The sequence below is a fragment of the Streptomyces sp. R21 genome (assembly GCF_041051975.1).
Taxonomy (GTDB): Bacteria; Actinomycetota; Actinomycetes; order Streptomycetales; family Streptomycetaceae; genus Streptomyces.
Window position 1 is genome coordinate 7,775,900 of the sequence record NZ_CP163435.1, and the last position, 18,827, is coordinate 7,794,726.

Annotated in this window: 15 protein-coding genes and 1 riboswitch; of the genes, 4 read left to right on the plus strand and 11 right to left on the minus strand. The window is 72.5% G+C overall.

Features of this window, described 5'->3' with window-relative positions:
• The first annotated feature begins 47 nt into the window (after positions 1-47).
• Entirely contained in the window at positions 48-776 is a 729-nt protein-coding gene (locus AB5J56_RS34580; RefSeq protein ID WP_369238591.1) for a ZIP family metal transporter, read from the plus strand.
• A gap of 17 nt (positions 777-793) precedes the next feature.
• Here AB5J56_RS34580 and cobI read toward each other — a convergent pair whose 3' ends face one another.
• From cobI to AB5J56_RS34630, 10 genes are all read right to left on the minus strand, one after another.
• Entirely contained in the window at positions 794-1,525 is a 732-nt protein-coding gene (cobI, locus tag AB5J56_RS34585) for a precorrin-2 C(20)-methyltransferase (RefSeq protein WP_369238593.1), read from the minus strand.
• Complete coding sequence (locus AB5J56_RS34590; protein WP_369238595.1) at positions 1,522-2,943, minus strand: cobyrinate a,c-diamide synthase; 1,422 nt, start codon at positions 2,941-2,943, stop codon at positions 1,522-1,524. The genes cobI and AB5J56_RS34590 overlap by 4 nt, the downstream gene beginning before the upstream one ends.
• Positions 2,940-3,539 carry a cob(I)yrinic acid a,c-diamide adenosyltransferase gene (cobO, locus tag AB5J56_RS34595; protein WP_369238597.1) on the minus strand — a complete coding sequence of 200 codons (600 nt, stop codon included), beginning with the start codon at positions 3,537-3,539 and terminating at the stop codon, positions 2,940-2,942. Before cobO ends, AB5J56_RS34590 begins: the two co-directional genes overlap by 4 nt.
• Positions 3,539-5,560, minus strand: coding sequence for a putative cobaltochelatase (locus AB5J56_RS34600; RefSeq protein WP_369238599.1), 2,022 nt, complete (start codon positions 5,558-5,560; stop codon positions 3,539-3,541). Before AB5J56_RS34600 ends, cobO begins: the two co-directional genes overlap by 1 nt.
• The gene (cobN, locus tag AB5J56_RS34605) at positions 5,557-9,210 is read right to left on the minus strand and encodes a cobaltochelatase subunit CobN (protein ID WP_369238601.1); all 3,654 of its coding nucleotides are present in this window, start codon (positions 9,208-9,210) and stop codon (positions 5,557-5,559) included. Before cobN ends, AB5J56_RS34600 begins: the two co-directional genes overlap by 4 nt.
• A complete protein-coding gene (locus AB5J56_RS34610) occupies positions 9,207-10,715 on the minus strand; it encodes a cobyric acid synthase (RefSeq protein ID WP_369238603.1) in 1,509 nt (502 codons plus the stop codon). Before AB5J56_RS34610 ends, cobN begins: the two co-directional genes overlap by 4 nt.
• The gene (locus tag AB5J56_RS34615) at positions 10,712-11,656 is read right to left on the minus strand and encodes a cobalamin biosynthesis protein (RefSeq protein ID WP_369238605.1); all 945 of its coding nucleotides are present in this window, start codon (positions 11,654-11,656) and stop codon (positions 10,712-10,714) included. Before AB5J56_RS34615 ends, AB5J56_RS34610 begins: the two co-directional genes overlap by 4 nt.
• A 98-nt stretch (positions 11,657-11,754) precedes the next feature.
• Positions 11,755-11,898: riboswitch (cobalamin riboswitch) on the minus strand.
• A 137-nt stretch (positions 11,899-12,035) separates the two neighbouring features.
• Positions 12,036-12,257, minus strand: a complete 222-nt coding sequence (locus AB5J56_RS34620) for a hypothetical protein (RefSeq protein WP_369238607.1) — start codon at positions 12,255-12,257, stop codon at positions 12,036-12,038.
• A gap of 12 nt (positions 12,258-12,269) precedes the next feature.
• Positions 12,270-13,505: an anion permease gene (locus AB5J56_RS34625; RefSeq protein ID WP_369238609.1), complete on the minus strand. Its 1,236-nt coding sequence runs from the start codon at positions 13,503-13,505 to the stop codon at positions 12,270-12,272.
• Positions 13,506-13,673: 168 nt separating this feature from the next.
• On the minus strand, positions 13,674-14,420 hold the full coding sequence (locus AB5J56_RS34630) for a lysozyme (protein ID WP_369238611.1): 747 nt from the start codon (positions 14,418-14,420) through the stop codon (positions 13,674-13,676).
• Positions 14,421-14,616: 196 nt separating this feature from the next.
• Here AB5J56_RS34630 and AB5J56_RS34635 point away from each other — a divergent pair, with 196 nt between their 5' ends.
• From AB5J56_RS34635 to AB5J56_RS34645, 3 genes are all read left to right on the plus strand, one after another.
• Positions 14,617-15,318, plus strand: coding sequence for a class II aldolase/adducin family protein (locus AB5J56_RS34635; protein ID WP_369238613.1), 702 nt, complete (start codon positions 14,617-14,619; stop codon positions 15,316-15,318).
• Positions 15,319-15,638: 320 nt separating this feature from the next.
• The gene (locus AB5J56_RS34640) at positions 15,639-16,766 is read left to right on the plus strand and encodes an alpha/beta hydrolase family protein (RefSeq protein WP_369238615.1); all 1,128 of its coding nucleotides are present in this window, start codon (positions 15,639-15,641) and stop codon (positions 16,764-16,766) included.
• Between the two features lie 230 nt (positions 16,767-16,996).
• Entirely contained in the window at positions 16,997-18,394 is a 1,398-nt protein-coding gene (locus AB5J56_RS34645) for a hypothetical protein (protein ID WP_369238617.1), read from the plus strand.
• A 9-nt stretch (positions 18,395-18,403) separates the two neighbouring features.
• Here the strand turns inward: AB5J56_RS34645 and AB5J56_RS34650 are convergent, their stop codons facing one another.
• Positions 18,404-18,817 (minus strand): VOC family protein, encoded by a 414-nt coding sequence (locus AB5J56_RS34650; protein WP_369238619.1) that lies wholly within the window; start codon positions 18,815-18,817, stop codon positions 18,404-18,406.
• Between the last annotated feature and the right edge of the window lie 10 nt (positions 18,818-18,827).

Sequence of the window (18,827 nt, forward strand, 5' to 3'; positions counted from 1 at the left end):
AGCCGTTGGACGTGCGTGAACGGGGGTTGATCGGATAGCAAGGGCGTATGGCGGTCTTCGTCGCGCTCGGCGCGTTCCTGATGACGCTGGCCGGCGGCTGGACGGCACAGCGCGTGACCGACCGCCGCCACCTGGTCCTGGGCCTGGCCGGCGGGCTGATGCTGGGCGTGGTCGGCCTGGATCTGCTGCCGGAGGCGCTGCACGCGGCGGGCGACGAGATCTTCGGCGTACCGGCCGCGCTGCTGCTGTTCGTGGCGGGCTTTCTGCTCGCGCACCTGGTGGAGCGTCTGCTCGCCGCCCGCCAGGCCGCGCACGGCGGTGCGGAGAACGGCGGGCGGGCGCCCGAGGTCGGCCTCACGGCGGCTGCCGCGATGGTCGGCCACAGCGCCATGGACGGCGTCGCGATCGGCGCCGCCTTCCAGGTGGGCGGCGGCATGGGCCTGGCCGTCGCGCTCGCGGTCATCGCCCACGACTTCGCGGACGGCTTCAACACGTACACGATCACGAGCCTGTACGGGAACGCCCGCCGCAAGGCGCTCACGATGCTGTTCGCGGACGCGGCGGCTCCCGTGGTGGGTGCCGCCTCGACGCTCTTCTTCACCATTCCGGAGCAACTGCTCGGCTGCTATCTCGGCCTCTTCGGCGGCGTACTCCTGTACCTCGCCGCCGCCGAGATCCTCCCCGAGGCCCACCATGAGCACCCGGCCCGCTCCACGCTGCTGTGCACGGTCGCCGGGGCGGCCTTCATCTGGCTGGTGGTGGGCCTCGCGGGCTGACCCGCTTCCTGGACCGCTCACAGTTTCCCGCCCCGGGTGCCGTCGCGCCGCGCGGGCGCGATGAGCGTGGAGAGGTAGGGGAGCGGGCCGCCGTCCAGTTCGGCCGCAGGGCGGATCGACTCCTCGGGGAGCCCGAGCGCGGAGCCCCACACGGCGTCGTCGATGCGCCCGGTCTCGCGCAGCACCTCGGCCACCTCCTGCGCCTGCCGTCCGAACTTGTACGCGACCACGGTGCCGGGACCGTTCAACGCGTCCTTGAGCACGGCCGACCCGGCCGTCACGGGCACGAGCGTGAGCGGCTCGGTCCCCTCGGTCAGCACGGCACCCGACCGCGCCGCGAGGTCCTGCATGGCGGTGATTCCGGGCACGGTCTCCACGACGGTCCCCGGCACCGCCTCGCCGATGGTCTGCGCGAGATAGGTGAACGTCGAGTACACGTTCGGGTCGCCGATCGTGGCGAAGGCGACCGTGGCGTGCTGCCCGAGCAGCTGGGCCACCCGCTCGCCCGCCGCGTCCCAGGCGGCCTCCCGGCGCCCCCGGTCGCTCCGCTCGTTCAGCGCGAACACGACCCGGACGACCTTCTCCTCGGGCACGTAGTGCAGCACGGTCGCCTCGGCGCGCCCCCGCTCGCCCGTGTCCATCACGGGTACGACGACGACCTCGGCCGCGCGCAGGGCGTTGACACCCTTGACGGTCACCAGCTCCGGGTCACCGGGCCCGACCCCGACTCCGATCAGCTTGCTGCTCATGACGTCAGGCACCTCTCCACGAACCGACGGGCGACACCGGGCTCGGACGCCCAGTGCGTGTGCAGATAACTCGCGTGCACACCTTGTTGTACGAAACCTTCGACGCGCCGCACCGGGGCGCGCACCCCCCAGGCGGGAGCCGCCCCCGCGCCGGGCTCGACCACCGTGCGGTGGAATTCGTGCCCGCGCATCCGGGTGCCGGCCACCGCGAGCACACTGTCGCTGACGGCCACGGCGTCCCGGTAGCCGAGGGTGAGCCGCTCGTCCATACGGGCCTTCGCGTCGACAACCCCGCACATGGGCTGCCCGTCGAGTTCCCGCGACAGATACAGCAGCCCGGCACACTCGGCGGCGATCGGCGCTCCCCTCGCGGCGAGCGCGGCCACGGCCTTCCGCAACGGTTCATTGGCGGACAACTCGGGGGCGTACACCTCGGGAAAGCCCCCGCCGATGACCAACCCGGCGGTCCCGTCGGGCAGTTGCTCGTCCCGGAGGGGATCGAAGGTGACGACCTCGGCCCCGGCGGCGCTGAGCAACTCGGCATGCTCGGCGTAGGAGAAGGTGAAGGCGGGCCCACCGGCAACGGCGACGAGGCATTTCAGCCCCTCCGGCGTTTGAGGAGCGGGGTCCGGGGCGGAGCCCCGGGTCGGGACGGGAAGGGGCGGAGGAGGCGAAGAAACCACAGCTTCCGCATCCCAAGCCGCACCCGACAACGGAGGCGCACTCCGCGCAAGCGCGAACAACCCCTCCAGGTCGCACCCTTCCCGCACCTGCGTGGCCATCGCGGCCACCGCCTCCACAGCGGCTGAGCCCCGCTCGGCAACAGGCACCAGCCCAAGATGCCGGGAAGGTGTATCCACCTGAGGCGCCCGCCGCAGTACACCCAGCACCGGCACGCCGGCCGAGTCCAACGCCTCCCGCAGCAGCTCCTCGTGCCGCGAGGACCCCACCTTGTTGAGGATCACCCCGGCCACCCGCACCTCGGGATCCCACGAGGCGAACCCGTGCACCAGCGCGGCAACGGAGCGCGACTGCGCCGACGCGTCGACCACCAGCACCACCGGCGCCCGCAACAGCTTCGCCACATGGGCGGTGGACGCCAGTTCACCTTCCCCCGCGGCCCCGTCGTACAGCCCCATCACACCCTCGACGACGCCGAGGTCGCACCCCCGAGCCCCGTGCGCGAACAGCGGAGCGATCAGCTCCGGCCCGCACAGATACGCGTCGAGGTTGCGTCCCACTCGCCCCGTGGCGAGCGCGTGATACCCGGGGTCGATGTAGTCGGGCCCCACCTTGTGCGGGGACACGGCAAGCCCGCGCTCGGCGAACGCGGCCATCAACCCCGTGGCAACGGTGGTCTTGCCGCTGCCCGAGGAGGGCGCGGCAATGACCAGCCGGGGCACGGACGAGGCATTCACCACTCGATGCCCCTCTGCCCCTTCTGCCCCGCGTCCATCGGGTGCTTGACCTTGGACATGTCGGTGACGAGATCGGCGAACTCGACGAGCTTCTCGGGGGCGTTGCGCCCGGTGATCACGACATGCTGGGTCCCGGGCCGGTCCCGGAGAACGGCCACGACCTCGTCGACATCGATCCACCCCCAGTGCATGGGGTAGGCGAACTCGTCCAGCACATACAGCTGGTACGTCTCGGCGGCGAGGTCCCGCTTGACCTGCTCCCAGCCCTCGCGCGCCTTCTCCTCGTTGTCCATCTGGGCGTCGCGCTGCACCCAGGACCAGCCCTCGCCCATCTTGTGCCAGTCGACGGTGCCGCCCTCGCCGGACGCACCCAGCACCCGCAGCGCGTTCTCCTCGCCGACCTTCCACTTCGCGGACTTGACGAACTGGAACACCCCGATGGGCCACCCCTGGTTCCAGGCCCGCAGAGCGAGCCCGAACGCGGCGGTCGACTTGCCCTTCCCGATGCCCGTATGGACGATCACCAACGGCCGGTTACGACGCTGACGAGTCGTCAGACCGTCGTCCGGCACCACACTCGGCTGCCCCTGCGGCATTACGCGGCCCTCCTGCTGTCGCCCTGAACATCCCTCACGAGTCCGGCGATCGAATCCGCTCGCAGCTCGTCCAACGTCACCGCCGTACCGCCCAGTTCACCCGCGAGCTGCCCCGCGAGACCGAGCCGTACCGGCCCCGACTCGCAGTCGACGACCACGGACGCGACGCCCTCGGCCGCGAACAGCCGCGCCGCCCGCCCCGCGAGCGCCACGGGCTCCGGGCCACCGGTGGCCCGCCCGTCCGTCACGACGACGACCAGCGGCCGCCGCGCGGGATCCCGCAGCCGCTCGACCCGCAGCACGTCATGGGCCTTCAGCAGCCCGGCCGCGAGCGGCGTACGGCCGCCCGTGGGCAGCGACTCCAGCCGGACCGCCGCCGCGTCCACCGACGAGGTCGGCGGCAGCGCGACCTCCCCGGCCGACCCACGGAACGTCACGAGCCCGACCTTGTCCCGCCGCTGGTAGGCGTCGAGCAGCAGCGACAGCACGGCGCCCTTGACGGCGCTCATCCGCTGCCGCGCCGCCATCGACCCGGAGGCGTCCACGACGAACAGCACGAGGTTGCCCTCGCGGCCCTCGCGGGTGGCCTGGCGCAGATCGTCCCGCCGTACGACGAGACCGCGCCCCGACCGGCCGCGCGCCCGCTGATGCGGAGCCGCCGCCAGCACGGTGGCCGCCAAGTGCAGCTTGGTCAGGGCACCTTGGGGCCGCCTGGCGCCCGTGGTCCTGCCGTGCTCGGTCCGCGCACGCGAGCGCCGCCCGGCGGCACCCTCGCCCAGACCCGGCACGCTCAGCACCTTCGTACGGAACGGCTCACCGGCCCGTGCGGGCTGCTGCTCCCCGGCGCCGGAGGCCTGCGGCTGCCCCGCCTCGCCGGCCTCGGGCTGGGCGCCCGTGTCGCCGCCCTCGGGGCTCTCGGGCCCCTCCTGCGGAGGCTGCCCGCCGCCACCGCCGGGCCCGTCCGGATCCGGATCCTCGTCGTTGCCGGGGTCGTTCTCGTTCTGATCCCGGCCCCCGAACTCCTCCAGGGTCTCGTCGAGCTTGTTCTCGTCAAGTCCCGGCGCGTCAAAGGGATTGCGCCGCCGCCGGTGTGGCAGCGCGAGCAGTGCCGCCTGCCGTACGTCCTCCGCGAGCACGTCGGTCCGCCCGGCCCACGCGGCCAGCGTCGTCGCCGTACGCGCCATCACGATGTCGGCGCGCATCCCGTCGACCTCGAACGCCGCACAGGTCGCCGCGATCTGCCGCAGCGCCCCGTCGCCCAGCCGCACGGAGGGCAGCAGCGCGCGGGCCGCGACGATCCGCGCCCGCACGGCCGACTCCTCGTCGGCCCAGCGCGCCGCGAACCCGTCCGGGTCGTCGTCGTACGCGAGCCTGCGCCGTACGACCTCCACCCGCTGGTCGGGCTCCCGTGAGGCCGCGACCTCCACCGTCAGTCCGAACCGGTCCAGCAACTGCGGCCGCAGCTCGCCCTCTTCGGGGTTCATGGTCCCGACGAGCAGGAACCGCGCGGCATGCCGTACGGAGACCCCCTCGCGCTCCACGTAGGAGGCGCCCATCGCGGCCGCGTCGAGGAGCAGGTCGACCAAGTGGTCGTGCAGCAGGTTCACTTCGTCGACGTAGAGGATCCCGCGGTGGGCGTCCGCCAGCAGTCCGGGCTCGAAGGCCTTCACGCCGTCGGCGAGCGCCCGCTCGATGTCGAGCGAGCCCACGAGCCGGTCCTCCGAGGCGCCGACCGGCAGCTCGACCATCCGTGCGGGACGCGTCGTACCGGTCCCCGCCTCGTGCGGCCCGTCCGGGCACGCCGGGTCCGGCGAGGTGGGCGCACACGAGAACCGGCACCCGGCGACGACGTCCACCTCCGGCATGAGAGCCGAAAGGGCGCGTACGGCCGTGGACTTGGCCGTGCCCTTCTCGCCGCGCACGAGCACGCCGCCGACGGCGGGCGACACGGCGTTCAGCAGCAGCGCGAGCCGCAGGTCGTCCTGGCCGACAACGGCCGTGAACGGAAACGGGGTACTCACTTCTCGTCGCCCTCCAAGTCGCCTTCGAGCTCCAGATAGGTGGCGCGCAGCCGCTCGATGGTGTCCGCGTCCGGCTCGGCCCACAGACCCCGGTCGGCGGCTTCGAGCAGCCGCTCCGTGATCCCGCGCAGCGCCCACGGGTTGGACTTCTTCATGAAGTCCCGGTTCTCCGCGTCGAAGACGTACTCCGCGCTGAGCTTCTCGTACATCCAGTCGTCCACGACCCCGGCGGTGGCGTCGTACCCGAAGAGGTAGTCGACGGTCGCCGCCATCTCGAAGGCGCCCTTGTAGCCGTGGCGCCGCATGGCCGCCATCCAGCGGGGGTTGACCACCCGGGCGCGGAACACGCGGTGCGTCTCCTCGCCGAGGGTGCGCGTCTTCACCTGGTCCGGTACGGCCGAGTCGCCGACGTACGCCTCCGGGCTCGCGCCCGTCAGGTGGCGCACCATGGCGACCATGCCGCCGTGGTACTGGAAGTAGTCGTCCGCGTCGACGAGGTCGTGCTCGCGGGTGTCGACGTTCTTCGCGGCCACGTTGATCCGCTTGAACGCGGTCTCCATGTCCCCGCGCGCCGCCCGCCCTTCGAGCCCGCGCCCGTAGGCGTAGCCGCCCCACACCGCGTACACCTCGGCGAGGTCGGCGTCCGAGCGCCAGTTGCGGGCGTCGATGAGCGGAAGCAGCCCGGCGCCGTACGCGCCCGGCTTGGAGCCGAAGATACGGGCCGTCGCGCGCCGCCGGTCGCCGTGCTCGGCGGTGTCCTCGTCGGCGTGCCTGCGGACGTAGTTGGCGTCGACCGGCTCGTCCAGCTCGGCGACCGCCCGCACCGCGTCGTCGATCAGGCCGACCACGTGCGGGAACGCGTCCCGGAAGAAGCCGGAGATGCGGACGGTGACGTCGATGCGGGGCCGACCCAGCTCCGCGAGCGGGACCACCTCGAAACCGGTCACCCGGCGCGACGCGTCGTCCCACACCGGGCGGCAGCCGAGCAGCGCGAGGATCTCCGCGATGTCGTCGCCCTGGGTGCGCATCGCGGACGTTCCCCACACGGTCAGGCCGACGGACTTCGGGTAGTCGCCGGTGTCCTGCAGGTAGCGCTGCACGAGCGAGTCGGCGAGCGACTGCCCGACCTCCCAACTCAGCCTGGACGGGATCGCCTTGGGGTCGACGGAGTAGAAGTTGCGGCCGGTCGGCAGGACGTTGACCAGTCCGCGGGTCGGCGATCCGGACGGGCCCGCCGGGATGTAACCGCCGTCAAGTGCCTTGAGAATGTGATCGATCTCGTCCGTCGTCCGCGCCAGCCGCGGCACGACCTCGTTGCACGCGAACTCCAACACCGCTACGGCGTCCGGAAGTTCGACGCCCACGACCTCGCGTACGAGCGCGGGCACGGCAGATGCCTGCCAGCCGCGCTCCTCCATGCCCTCGGCGAACCGGCGGCACAGCTGTTCAAGGAGGTCGATCGCGTCGGCTCCGGTCCGCGCGGGCCCCTCGACGAGCGAGGTCAGTCCGTCCGCCACCTTCACCGGGGCGCCCGGCTCGCCCAGCAACTCCTTCTCCACCAGGCCGAAGTGCTCGGCGAGGCAGGCGCGCAGGCCGGGCAGGGCGTTCGCCTTGCCGCCCCACACCTGGGAGGCGCGCAGCACGGCCAGGACCAGGTTGACGCGCGGCTCGGCCTCCGGGCCGCCGCCCAGGATGTGCAGTCCGTCACGGATCTGCACGTCCTTGATCTCGCAGAGGTAGCCGTCGATGTGCATCACGAACGAGTCGAAGTCGCCGTCGTCCGGCTGCTCGTCGACATGCAGGTCGTGGTGGAGCTCGGCGGCCTTGACCAGCGTCCAGATCTGGGCGCGCACGGCCGGGGCCTTCGTCGGGTCCAGGTCGGAGACGAGCGCGTACTCGTCGAGGAGCTGCTCCAGTTTCGCGAGGTCGCCGTAGGTGTCGGCGCGCGCCATCGGCGGGACGAGGTGGTCGACGACCGTGGCGTGTCCGCGGCGCTTGGCCTGGGTGCCCTCGCCGGGGTCGTTGACGATGAACGGGTAGATGAGGGGGAGTTCACCGAGCACGGCGTCCGGCGCGCAGCCGCCGCTCAGCCCGAGTCCCTTGCCCGGCAGCCACTCCATCGTGCCGTGCTTGCCCATGTGCACGACGGCGTCCGCGCCGAAGGAGTTGTCCAGCCAGCGGTAGGCGGCCATGTAGTGGTGCGACGGCGGCATATCCGGGTCGTGGTAGATCGCGATCGGGTTCTCGCCGAAGCCGCGCGGCGGCTGGATCATCACGACGACGTTGCCGAACCGGAGGCAGGCCAGCACGATGTCGTCCCCGTCGACGTACAGCGAGCCCGGCGGCTCGCCCCACGCTTCGAGCATTCCGTCGCGCAGCTCGGGGTCGAGCTTGTCGAACCACGCCCGGTAGTCGGCGAGCGGCACGCGCGCGGGGGCGGCGGCCAGCTGGTCCTCCGTCAGCCACTCGACGTCGTGGCCACCGGCCTCGATGAGCGTGTGGATCAACTCGTCGCCGTTGTCGGGGTATTCGGTGAGGCTGTACCCGGCGTCCCGCAGCGCGTCGAGCACTCGTACCGCCGAGGCGGGCGTGTCCAGGCCGACCGCGTTGCCGACCCGCGAGTGCTTCGTCGGGTAGGCGGTGAAGACCAGCGCGAGCTTCTTCTCCGCGTTCGGCTTGTGCTTCAACAGGGCGTGCCGTACGGCGATTCCGGCGACGCGCGCGGCCCGCTCGGGGTCGGCGACGTACACCGGGACGTCGTCGGGGCCCTGCTCCTTGAAGGAGAACGGCACCGTGATGAGCCGTCCGTCGAACTCCGGGATCGCGACCTGCATCGCCGCGTCCATGGGGGAGAGGGCGGCGTCCGACGCGTCCCAGGTGTCCTTCGACGAGGTCAGGCAAAGTCCTTGCAGCACAGGGATGTTGAGATCGGCGAGTGCCCCGATGTCCCAGGCCTCCTCGGCACCGCCCGCGGACGCCTCGGAGGCGTGTGTGCCGCCCGCCGCGAGCACGGTGGCGACCAGCGCGTCGGCCCTGCCGAGGATCTCGTACAGGCCCGACTCGGCACCGCGCAGCGAACCGCAGTACACCGGAAGGGCGTTGGCCCCCCGCGCCTCGATCGCCTCGCACAGCGTCTCGACGAAGCCGGTGTTCCCGGACAGCTCGTGCGCCCGGTAGAAGAGCACGCCGACGGTCGGGCGCCCCGCTTCGAGCACCGGGTCGCCGTGGACGCCGTACTCCGGCATCTTCTGCGGTTCGACGAAGCCCTCGCCGGTGAGCAGCACGGTGTCGGAGAGGAAGCGGGTGAGTTCCGTCAGGTTCTCCGGGCCGCCCTCGACGAGATAGCGCAGCGCCTCCGCGACGACACCGGCGGGCACCGACGACTCGGCCATCAACTCCGCGTCGGGTACCGCCTCTCCGCCGAGCAGCACGGTCGGGATCCCGGAAGCCTTGAGGGCGGCGAGCCCGTCCTCCCAGGCGCGCTTGCCTCCGAGCAGCCGTACGACGGCGATGTTCGCGCCCTCGATGAGTGACGGAAGCTCCTCCGCGACATCGACGCGGGTCGGGTTGCCGATCCGGTACGGAGCGCCGGAGGCACGAGCCGCCAGCAGATCGGTGTCGGCGGTCGACAACAACAACACTGTGCTCATGCGGGTGCTCCCGGTGGAATGAAAGGCAGTCCTGAAGGCGCGCCGGACTCGATGAGCCGCCACAGCGCGTCCGTGTCCGCGTGTTCCTCGATCAGATCGCCGAGCCGGTCGAGCTGCTCCTCGCGCAGCGCCCCGAACGACGTGTCGGCGGCCGGCACGAAGCGGCGGCCCGCGGCGGCCGCCACCTCGCGCAGGAAGGCGCGCCGGAAGCCGTCCGACTCCAGCGAGCCGTGCCAGTGCGTGCCCCAGACGGCGCCGACCCGGCAGCCGTCCAGGAAAGGCTCGCCACCGCTGACTTCGGCGACGCCGTGATGGATCTCGTACCCCTCGACGGGCGCGCCGAGCGCCTCGCCGACGGGCCGGGTGAGGGTCTTCTCGCGTGCGAACCGGACGCGCACGGGCAGCAGCCCGAGGCCGTCGACCGCACCGGCCCTGGACTCGACCTCGTCCTCGATGTGCTCGCCGAGCACCTGGAAGCCGCCGCAGATCCCGAGCACCGGCCGCCCCTCGGCGGCCCTGCGCCGCAGCGCGTCCGCAAGCCCCCGCTCGCGCAGCCACTCCAGCGCCTTCACCGTCCCGCGGGTGCCCGGTACGACGACGAGGTCGGCGTCGGCCAGTTCCTCGGCCCGGTCCACGAACCGCACCACGACGCCCGGTTCGGCGGCCAGCGCGTCCACATCCGTGAAGTTGGACATCAGCGGGACCGCGCACACGGCGACCCGCAGCACGTCCTCGCCGACGGGCGGGGCCACGACGGACTCCCGCACGGCCCCGCGCAGCGAGACGCGCAGCCCGTCCTCCTCGTCGATGCCCAGCCCGTGCTGGAAGGGCAGCACACCGTACGAGGGGCGCCCGGTGAGGTCGCGCAGCATGTCGAGCCCCGGCTCCAGCAGCGAGACGTCCCCGCGGAACTTGTTGACGAGGAACCCGGCGACGAACTCCTGGTCCTCGGGCGACAGCAGCGCGACGGTCCCGAAGAAGGACGCGAAGACGCCGCCGCGGTCGATGTCGCCGACGACGAGCACGGGCAGCCGCGCATTGCGCGCGATCCCCATGTTCACGATGTCCGTCCGCCGGAGATTGATCTCGGCAGGGCTGCCGGCCCCCTCACAGATCACCGCGTCATACGTGCCCCGCAACTCGGCGAGACAGTCCAACACGGTCCCGAGAAGCGCCTGCTGCCGACCTCCGTGGTACCCGCGCGCCGTCATCTCGCCCACCGGCTTGCCCATCAGCACCACCTGGCTGCTGCGGTCACTGCCGGGCTTGAGCAGTACGGGGTTCATCAGCGCGGTCGGCTCCACGCGGGCGGCCTGCGCCTGCATGGCCTGCGCGCGCCCGATCTCGGCGCCCTCGCGGGTGACGAACGAGTTGAGGGACATGTTCTGCGCCTTGAAGGGCGCCACCTTCACGCCCTGGCGCACCAGCCACCGGCAGATCCCGGCGGTCACGACGCTCTTGCCCGCGTCGGAGGTGGTCCCCGCGATCAGCAGCCCGCCGCTCATGACGTGCCTCCCCGTCGTGTCAGGGCGCGTGCGGCGACGCTCACGCCGAGGGCGAGCAGGCCCACCCGGCGCGAGAGCCGTACGGCCCGCTCGATGTCCGTGGTCCGCACCGGCCGTCCTCGGCCGCCCAGCACCGGCCGGTGCTCGACCCGGCCGCCGTACGAGAGAGTGCCCCCGAGGCGCACGCCGAGCGCGCCCGCGAACGAGGCCTCCACCGGACCGGCGTTGGGGCTCGGATGCTTCGGGGCGTCCGCGCGCCAGGCCCGGGCGGCCCCGCGCGGGTTGCCTCCGGCGACGGTGGCGAGCACGGCGGTCAGCCGCGCCCCCGGCCATCCGGCGACGTCGTCGAGGCGCGCGGAAGCCCAGCCGTAGCGCCGGTACTTGGGGGATTTGTGCCCGACCATGGCGTCGAGCGTGTTGATGGCGCGGAACCCGACGAGCCCCGGAACTCCGGCGACGGCGCCCCAGACCAGCGCGCCCACGACGGCGTCGGAGGTGTTCTCGGCGACGGACTCCACGACCGCCCGCGCGATCCCGTCCGCGTCGAGGGCCTGTGGATCCCGGCCGCACAGATGGGGCAGCAGTTCCCGGGCGGTGTCGACGTCCCCGGCTTCGAGCGCCGCGCCGATGGCCCGCGCCTCGCGCCCGAGCGATGTGCCGCCGACGACGGCCCAGGTGGCGGCGGCGGTCAGCGCGACGGAGGCGGCGGGAAAGTTGCGTACGCGGTGGCTTGCGGCGGCCGCGAGGGACACGGCTCCGCCGGCGCACACCAGGGTGTGCAGTGCGCCCCACCCGCGGTGGTCCCGCCACAGCAGCCGCTCCACGGCACCCGCGGCCCGCCCGAACGCGGCGACCGGGTGTCCGCGGCGCGGATCGCCGAGGAGGAGGTCACCGAGGAGGCCGGCGGCGGCGCCGTACGCGAAGACGCGATCGGCACGCATGGGTCAGCCGACCGGCACGTCAGGCAGGGGGGCCGTACTGAAGGCACTGGGGCAGCCGCGCATGGCGATTTGTCCTCACTCAGGGTGTCCGCGCCCTGGTTCGACGAGACCGGCGGTGAGAGTTCCTGGCTCCCGGGGAGTTTCTTCCCCGGTGACAGTGGCGGGACCGCGCCGGATTCACACCGGCTTCCTCTTCTGCCGCCGTACATGGCTCCGGCAGTCCACCATGGGCCGAGAACACCCGTCAACTCGCTGTTGACCTGCGAGGGGAGAGTGTGCGAAGGCCCACATACGGGTGGGGTGCGGGACGCTGTCGCGTCCCGCACCCCACTCGAAGCAATGCTTGATTTACGTGTTCTGTCCGGTTTCTGTCCGGTCGTCAGGCGACGATCAGATAGATCCCGTACGCCACCGCCGCCGCGCACGCCGCGAAGCAGGCGTAGGCGCCGGTGACCGCGAGGGCCGCCGAGTTGCCCTTGGCCGAGGCCGACTCCTGCTTGGAGAGGCCGACGATGCCGAGGGTGAAGAGGCCGACGAGGGCCACGGTGACCACGAGGCTGACTCCGAAGACGGAGCCGAGGGCTGCCCAGTCGATGTCCATGCTGTTCGTTCCTTACACCGTGGCCGGGCGGGTGGGTTCCGCGTCCGGGGACGGGATGGTGGCGGTGAGGTCGTCGGTCACGGTGCCGACCGGGGGCGGGGTGACGGCGGCGATGGCCGTGGTCACCACACCGGCGGGCTCCTCGTCGGCGTCGGCGTTGACGTTGGTGTGGTCGACCACCTGGCGGCGGGAGACCTTCCAGATCACGCCGCAGGAGGCGACGAGGAAGACGGCGACGAGAGCGGTGCCCCAGTCACCGAAGCCGGTCACCCACTCGGCGAGCGCGGCGACGAGCGCGGCGGCCGGCAGAGTCAGCGCCCAGGCGACGAACATCCGGGTGGCGGTGGACCAGCGGACCACGCCGCCCTTGCGGCCGAGGCCCGCGCCCATCACGGAGCCGGAGACCGAGTGCGTGGTGGAGAGCGAGAAGCCGATGTGCGAGGAGGCCAGGATGACCGTGGCCGCGCTGGTCTGGGCGGCGAAGCCCTGCTGCGGCTGGAGGTCGGTGAGGCCCTTGCCCATCGTGCGGATGATGCGCCAGCCGCCCAGAGAGGTGCCGGCCGCGATGGCGAGACCGGCGGAGAGGATGACCCAGACCGGCGGGTCGGAGTCGGGAGCGATCGCGCCACCGGCGACCAGGGCCAGGGTGATGATGCCCATCGTCTTCTGCGCGTCGTTCGTGCCGTGGGCCAGCGAGACCAGGCCCGCGGAGGCGATCTGACCGGCGCGGAAGCCCTTCTCGGTGGACTTGCCACTGGCGTTCCTGCCGAGCCTGTACATCATCCGGGTGGCGATCAGCGCGGCGATGCCCGCGACCAGCGGGGCGGCGACGGCGGGCAGCAGCACCTTGGTGACGAGGACGTCACCGTGCACCGCGCCGGTACCGGCCGAGGCGATGGTCGCGCCGATCAGGCCGCCCATCAGGGCGTGCGAGGAGCTGGAGGGGAGCCCGACGAGCCAGGTCACCAGGTTCCAGAGGATGGCGCCGACCAGCGCCGCGAATATGACCTCCGGCCGTATGCCGGATTCGTCGACGAGGCCCTTGGAGATCGTGTTGGCGACCTCCACCGAGAGGAACGCGCCGACAAGGTTGAGGGCGGCGGACATGGCCACCGCGACCTTGGGCTTGAGTGCGCCGGTCGAGATGGTGGTGGCCATCGCGTTGGCGGTGTCGTGGAAACCGTTCGTGAAATCGAACACGAGAGCGGTGACGATCACGATTCCGAGGAGGAGCGTGATGTGTTCCATTTACCCAGGCTTCTGTTGGACGTCAGTGGCATGGAGACCGTAGGCAACCTGGATGAACGGAAGATGAACTGAGACGGGACGTAGGGTGACTCAAATCGGGGCGCCACTCCTCCGGATGTGCCGCAGGGGTGACGCCCGGTTCGAACTGAGGCGGAATACCGGGTTCCGCTACCCCTTCGCGAACTTCTTGAGCCGGCCCATGGAGCCGTTGAAGAGATTCTGGTCACCCGGCAGGCTGCCGCCGTTGTCGTACTGCCAGAACGTCCAGTACGACCAGCCGGCGGGCAGCGATCCCGCGCCCCCCGAGTCGTAGCGGGCGAGCCACAGGGCGTGGTTCGCGGCGAAGGCGCGGCTGTGGCCGGTGCAGGTGTTCCACCAGCGCGTGGTCGTGTAGATCACCGGACGGCGCCCGGTCTCCCGCTTGACCTCGTTGCTGAACGCGTGGATCCAGTTCACCATGCCGGCCTTGCTCAGCCCGTAGCACTTGTGCTTGCCGCTGTACGGGTTGTACTCGATGTCGAGCGCGGGCGGCAGCGTCCGGCCGTCCGCGCTCCAGGCGCCGCCGTTGCGCACGAAGTACCTCGCCTGGGCGGTGCCGGACGACTTGTTCGGCAGGGCGAAGTGGTAGGCGCCGCGGAGCAGGCCGGCGTTGCGTGCCCCGGAGTACTGCGAGCCGAAATACGGATTGCGATAGGTGCCGCCCTCGGTCGCCTTGATGTAGACGAAACGGGCGCCCTTCGCTTTCGCGCTCTGCCAGTTGACGTTCTTCTGATGCGACGAGACGTCATGTCCCCTGGGCTTGCCCGCGGCCGAGGCGGGCGCCTCGGCGAGGGCGATCCCCCCGACGGCGAGTGCCGTCACGGCCGCCGCGATGACGCGGGCGTGGCGGCGGGACGTTTGGTGATCACGAGCCACATTTCCCCCCGGAATGGTGACGTGCGCGACAAATCCACCAGAGATTACTGGAAGATCATCGAATGCCTGTCGATCGTCGGCCAATCACCGGCAGACGGTGATGTATCCGTATATGCGCCCTTACGGACGCTCGGCTTCCGCCCTAAAGTGACCTCGCCGCCCCCGGCCCGGCACCCACGCCTGGCAGGATCGCGGCATGGCTGAGCGGCGGCGGGACGCAGGGGACGAACGGGGTACGGGGAAGCGGGGCGCGGACGACGAGATCGCGCGAGCGTGGGACGAGCTCGTCGCGACGGCCCGCCGGACGGTGGCCGAGGGGCTGGTCGTCGGGACGTCGGGCAACGTCTCGGCGCGGGTCGGTGACACCGTCCTGGTCACGCCGACGGGAGTGCCGTACGACCGGCTGGCGCCGGGGGACGTCGTCGGGGTCGACCTCGACGGTCGGCAGGTACTCGGTTCGCTGGTTCCGACGAGCGAACTCCCGATGCACCTCGCGATCTACCGCGCCACCGACGCGCGCGCCGTGGTCCACACCCACGCCGCGCACGCGACGGCCGTCTCGACGCTCGTGGGGGAGCTGCCGGCGATCCACTACATGGCGGGCGCCCTCGGCGGACCCGTCCGTGTTGCCCCGTATGCGACATACGGCACCCCGGAGTTGGCCGAGAACATGCTCCGGGCACTCACCGACCGCACCGCCTGCCTCCTCCAGAACCACGGCACGATCGCCTACGGCGCTACCCTCTCGGCGGCCTACGACCGCACAGCCCAGCTCAACTGGATGTGCCAGGTCTGGCTCCTGTCCACCTCGGTCCCCGGCCTCTCCCCGAACCTCCTGACCCCGGCCCAACTGCGCGAGGCGGGGCAGCGCCTGAGCGGGTACGGCCAGCCGGGCTAGCCCCTCGCCCGCCGCGAGGACGCCCGGCCGCGAGGCACGTTCCCGGCGCGGCCCGGCCGACCCGTGCGCGGGCCCGAGCCCACGCACGGCGGCCCGAACGCTCCGCCCACGCTGCGGACCGCGCAGGCGCCCGTCTCCGGGGCGGCCCCACCCGCACCGCGGGCTCAACGCCCACCCACCGCGGGCCTCCGGCCACCCGCCCGCGGGTCCACTCCCACTCGCACCACCCCACCCGCACCTCCCGCCCCACCGGAAGCACGCCCCCACGCGAAGGTGTCCTTCCGCTGGCCGGTAGCGGGCTCCGCCAGGAGACTGGACCCGTGCGCACAGTCAAAGCGACGGCCGCGGCCGTCACCGTTGCCCTGGCCGCGGGCGCAGCCTCCGTGGCGGCGGGCCGGTTCGCCAGCGACGCCGCGCTGAAGGCGCCGCCGGGCAGGCCGCTGCCCACCGAACCCCGGCTCACCGTGCACGCCACGGCCGCCGGCCGGATCTCCCTCACCCGGGACCTGGCCGCGCTGAGACCGGGCATCTACGGCCTCAGCGGCGACGGCTCCCATGCCGTCGTCGGTCCGGTTCTCGACGCCACGCCCCACCCCGCCGACACGGTCGTACGACGGCTGGAGCGCGTCACCCACGGCACGCTGGAACCTGGCGACAAGGTGTGGTTCACCCCGAACGTGCACATCGGCAACCCCAGTTCCGCGCTCGGCCTCGACCACGCCGACGTGGACGTCCCCGGGGAACTCGGCGCCCTGCCCGCCTGGTTCGTGCCCGGCCACCGGGACACCTGGGTGATCACCGTGCACGGTCTGGGCACGACCCGCGAGCACCCCATGAACGTGCTGGAGTTCCTGCACCGCCACCGTTTCCCCGTCCTCGACCTCGCCTACCGCGGCGACCTCGGCGCACCCCGCTCCCCGGACGGCCTCGGCCACCTCGGCGAGACCGAGTGGCGCGACCTGGACGCCGCGATCCGCTACGCCGTGCGCTACGGCGCCGACCACGTCGTCCTGTACGGCTGGTCCACCGGCGCCACCATGGCCCTGCGCGCCGCCGCGCACTCCGCGCTGCGCGAGCGGATCTCCGGCCTGGTGCTGGACTCGCCCGTCCTCGACTGGGAGACCACGCTGCGCGCCCTCGCCACGGCCCGCCGCACCCCCAGCGCCCTGCTGCCCCTCGCGGTCCGCGCCGCCCAGGGCCGCACCGGCCTGTACGGCGAGCGCATCCAGGAGGCCGCCGACCCCGCCCGCCTCGCCCTGCCGACCCTGGTGGTGCACGGCCCCGACGACACCATCGCCCCCTGGGGCCCCTCCCGCCGCCTCGCCCAGCGCCGCCCGAACCTGGTCACCCTGCACACCGTCTCCGGCGCCCCGCACGGCGCCATGTGGAACGCCGACCCCACCGGCTACGAGGAAGCCCTGCGCCGTTTCCTCACCCCCCTGATGTAGACGCCTGATGTAGACGTCCGACACAGAGGTCCGCAGACGCCCCGTCGGACCCGGCCAAGGCCCGGGGCGGGGGTCGGCCGGGACGCCACTCGACCCCTTCCGGTTGGCGCTGCGCCCAACTGATCGCTCACTCGTGTCGAGCGCCCGGAAGGCCCCGTCTGTCCACCGCCCCGTCGCCCGCAGCGGCATTCCGTTTGGGTTTTCGGACTGTCAACCGGAAGACTGCACCTGTGACGTCCCGTAACCCGCGCGACTCCAGGCTCCGACTCGTCAGCCCGCGGCCCCTCGCCGCCGTCCCCCGAGCGGTGACCCAGCGCCGCTCACGCCGCCCCGCGCCCCGGCCCCCCGAGGGCACACCGGCCCCCTCGGAACTGGCCCGCATGGCGCGCACCGGCCTCGCCGGCGCGGCCCGCGTCGCCCGCTGGGCCGACGCCACACTCCGCCCCGGGCGCGACGGTGCGACGCCCGACGGCAAGGGCACCCTCTCCGATGCCACCGCCCAACGGGCCGCCGAGGAACTGGGCCTGACCCCGGCTCAGGTCCGTGCGGACTGGGACACCGCACGCCTCGCGGGCCTCGTCGAGGTGCATGGCGACAGCGCCCGCCCCGGCTGGCGGCTGCGCGCCTGGAACCGCGACGACAGCGCCGTACTGCGCGGCTGGGTCGCCCTCTTCGACGCCTGGTCGCTCGCCCATCCGGAGCCCGCGGACCGCGAGCCCGCCGCCGTCGCCGAGGTCGTCTCCGCGATGCCCCAGGTGCTCTCTTTCCTCCAGCTCTCCGCGGGGCCCGTCCCCGTGGAGCAACTCCTCGACCTCCTCGAACAGCGCGTCACGGAACTGCGCACCGAGCGCTGCGAGGTTCCCTACGGCCCCGAGCCGGCAGCCACCGTCGAGGCCCCCACCGACACCCCGCTCGCCCCTCTCCTCGACTGGGCCCTGCACGCCCTCGCCTCCGTGGGCGCACTCACCTGCGCCGGCGGACACGCCACCCTCACCCCGCTCGGCAGCTGGGCGGTCTGGGTCAAGCTGGAGCAGATCTGCGTGGCCGCGCAGAGCCCCGCCGGGAACATCGAGGCGTCCGCCGAGGACATGCTCCGCGGCTGCGCCCAGCTCCGCCCGAACGCGGCCCGCGCCGAGTACCGCGCCTGGCTCGCCGCCCGCCCTGTCGGCAGCGCGGTCACCGAACTCCTCGACGCCGCCCGCGGCGACGACGCCCTCAGCCGGGGCCTCGCCTTCGAGGCGCTGCGCGTGGTCGGCGCCCCCGCCGAGCCCGATGTGAGCGCCGCGGCCGAGGAGACCTCGCTGCGCCCCTACGCCCTGCTGTGGCTCGCCGAGCACGACGGGCACGACCCCGAGGACGCCCACGAGGTGCTCACCCGCGACGAGGCCACCTGGCTGTGGGTCGACACCGCCGCGGCCGTCGCCGACCACGGCGAGGCGCCGCTGCTCGTGCGCCACCTGGAGTCCGCCGTGCAGCCCACGGTGCCCGCGCTCCTCGACGAGGTGCGCGCCGTCGGCCACCCCCGCACCGTGCAGGTCCTGGTCGCGCTCGCCGCCGCCCACCCCGACCCGGCGCTGGCCAAGGCCGTGCGCCGAGCCGCCTTCCAGGTGCACACCGGAGGGAGCTGAACCCGGGCGTCAGCCCCCTATCTCGGGGGCATACGTGCCGAAGCTCCAGATGTTGCCCTCGACGTCCCGGGCCATGTAGTCCCGTGAGCCGTAGTCCTGGTCCGTCGGGGGCATCAGGATCTCCGCGCCGTGGCTCACGGCGCGCTGGTGATGGGCGTCGACGTCGTCCACGACGATGTACACCCCGCAGGGACCCGCGCTCTTCATCGCCTCGTCGAAGCGGCCGCCGCGGCCCTTCGAGCCGAGCATGACCGCGCCGTTGCCCTGCACCAGCTCGGCGTGCAGCACCGAGCCGTCCTCGCCCTCGTACACCGACAGTTCGGTGAAGCCGAAAGCCTCCGTGAGCTGGGTGATCGCCGCCTTCGCGTCCCCGTACAGCAGTGACGGATAGATGCTCGGGCGCGCCCCGTGCATGCCTGCCATGCCGATCACT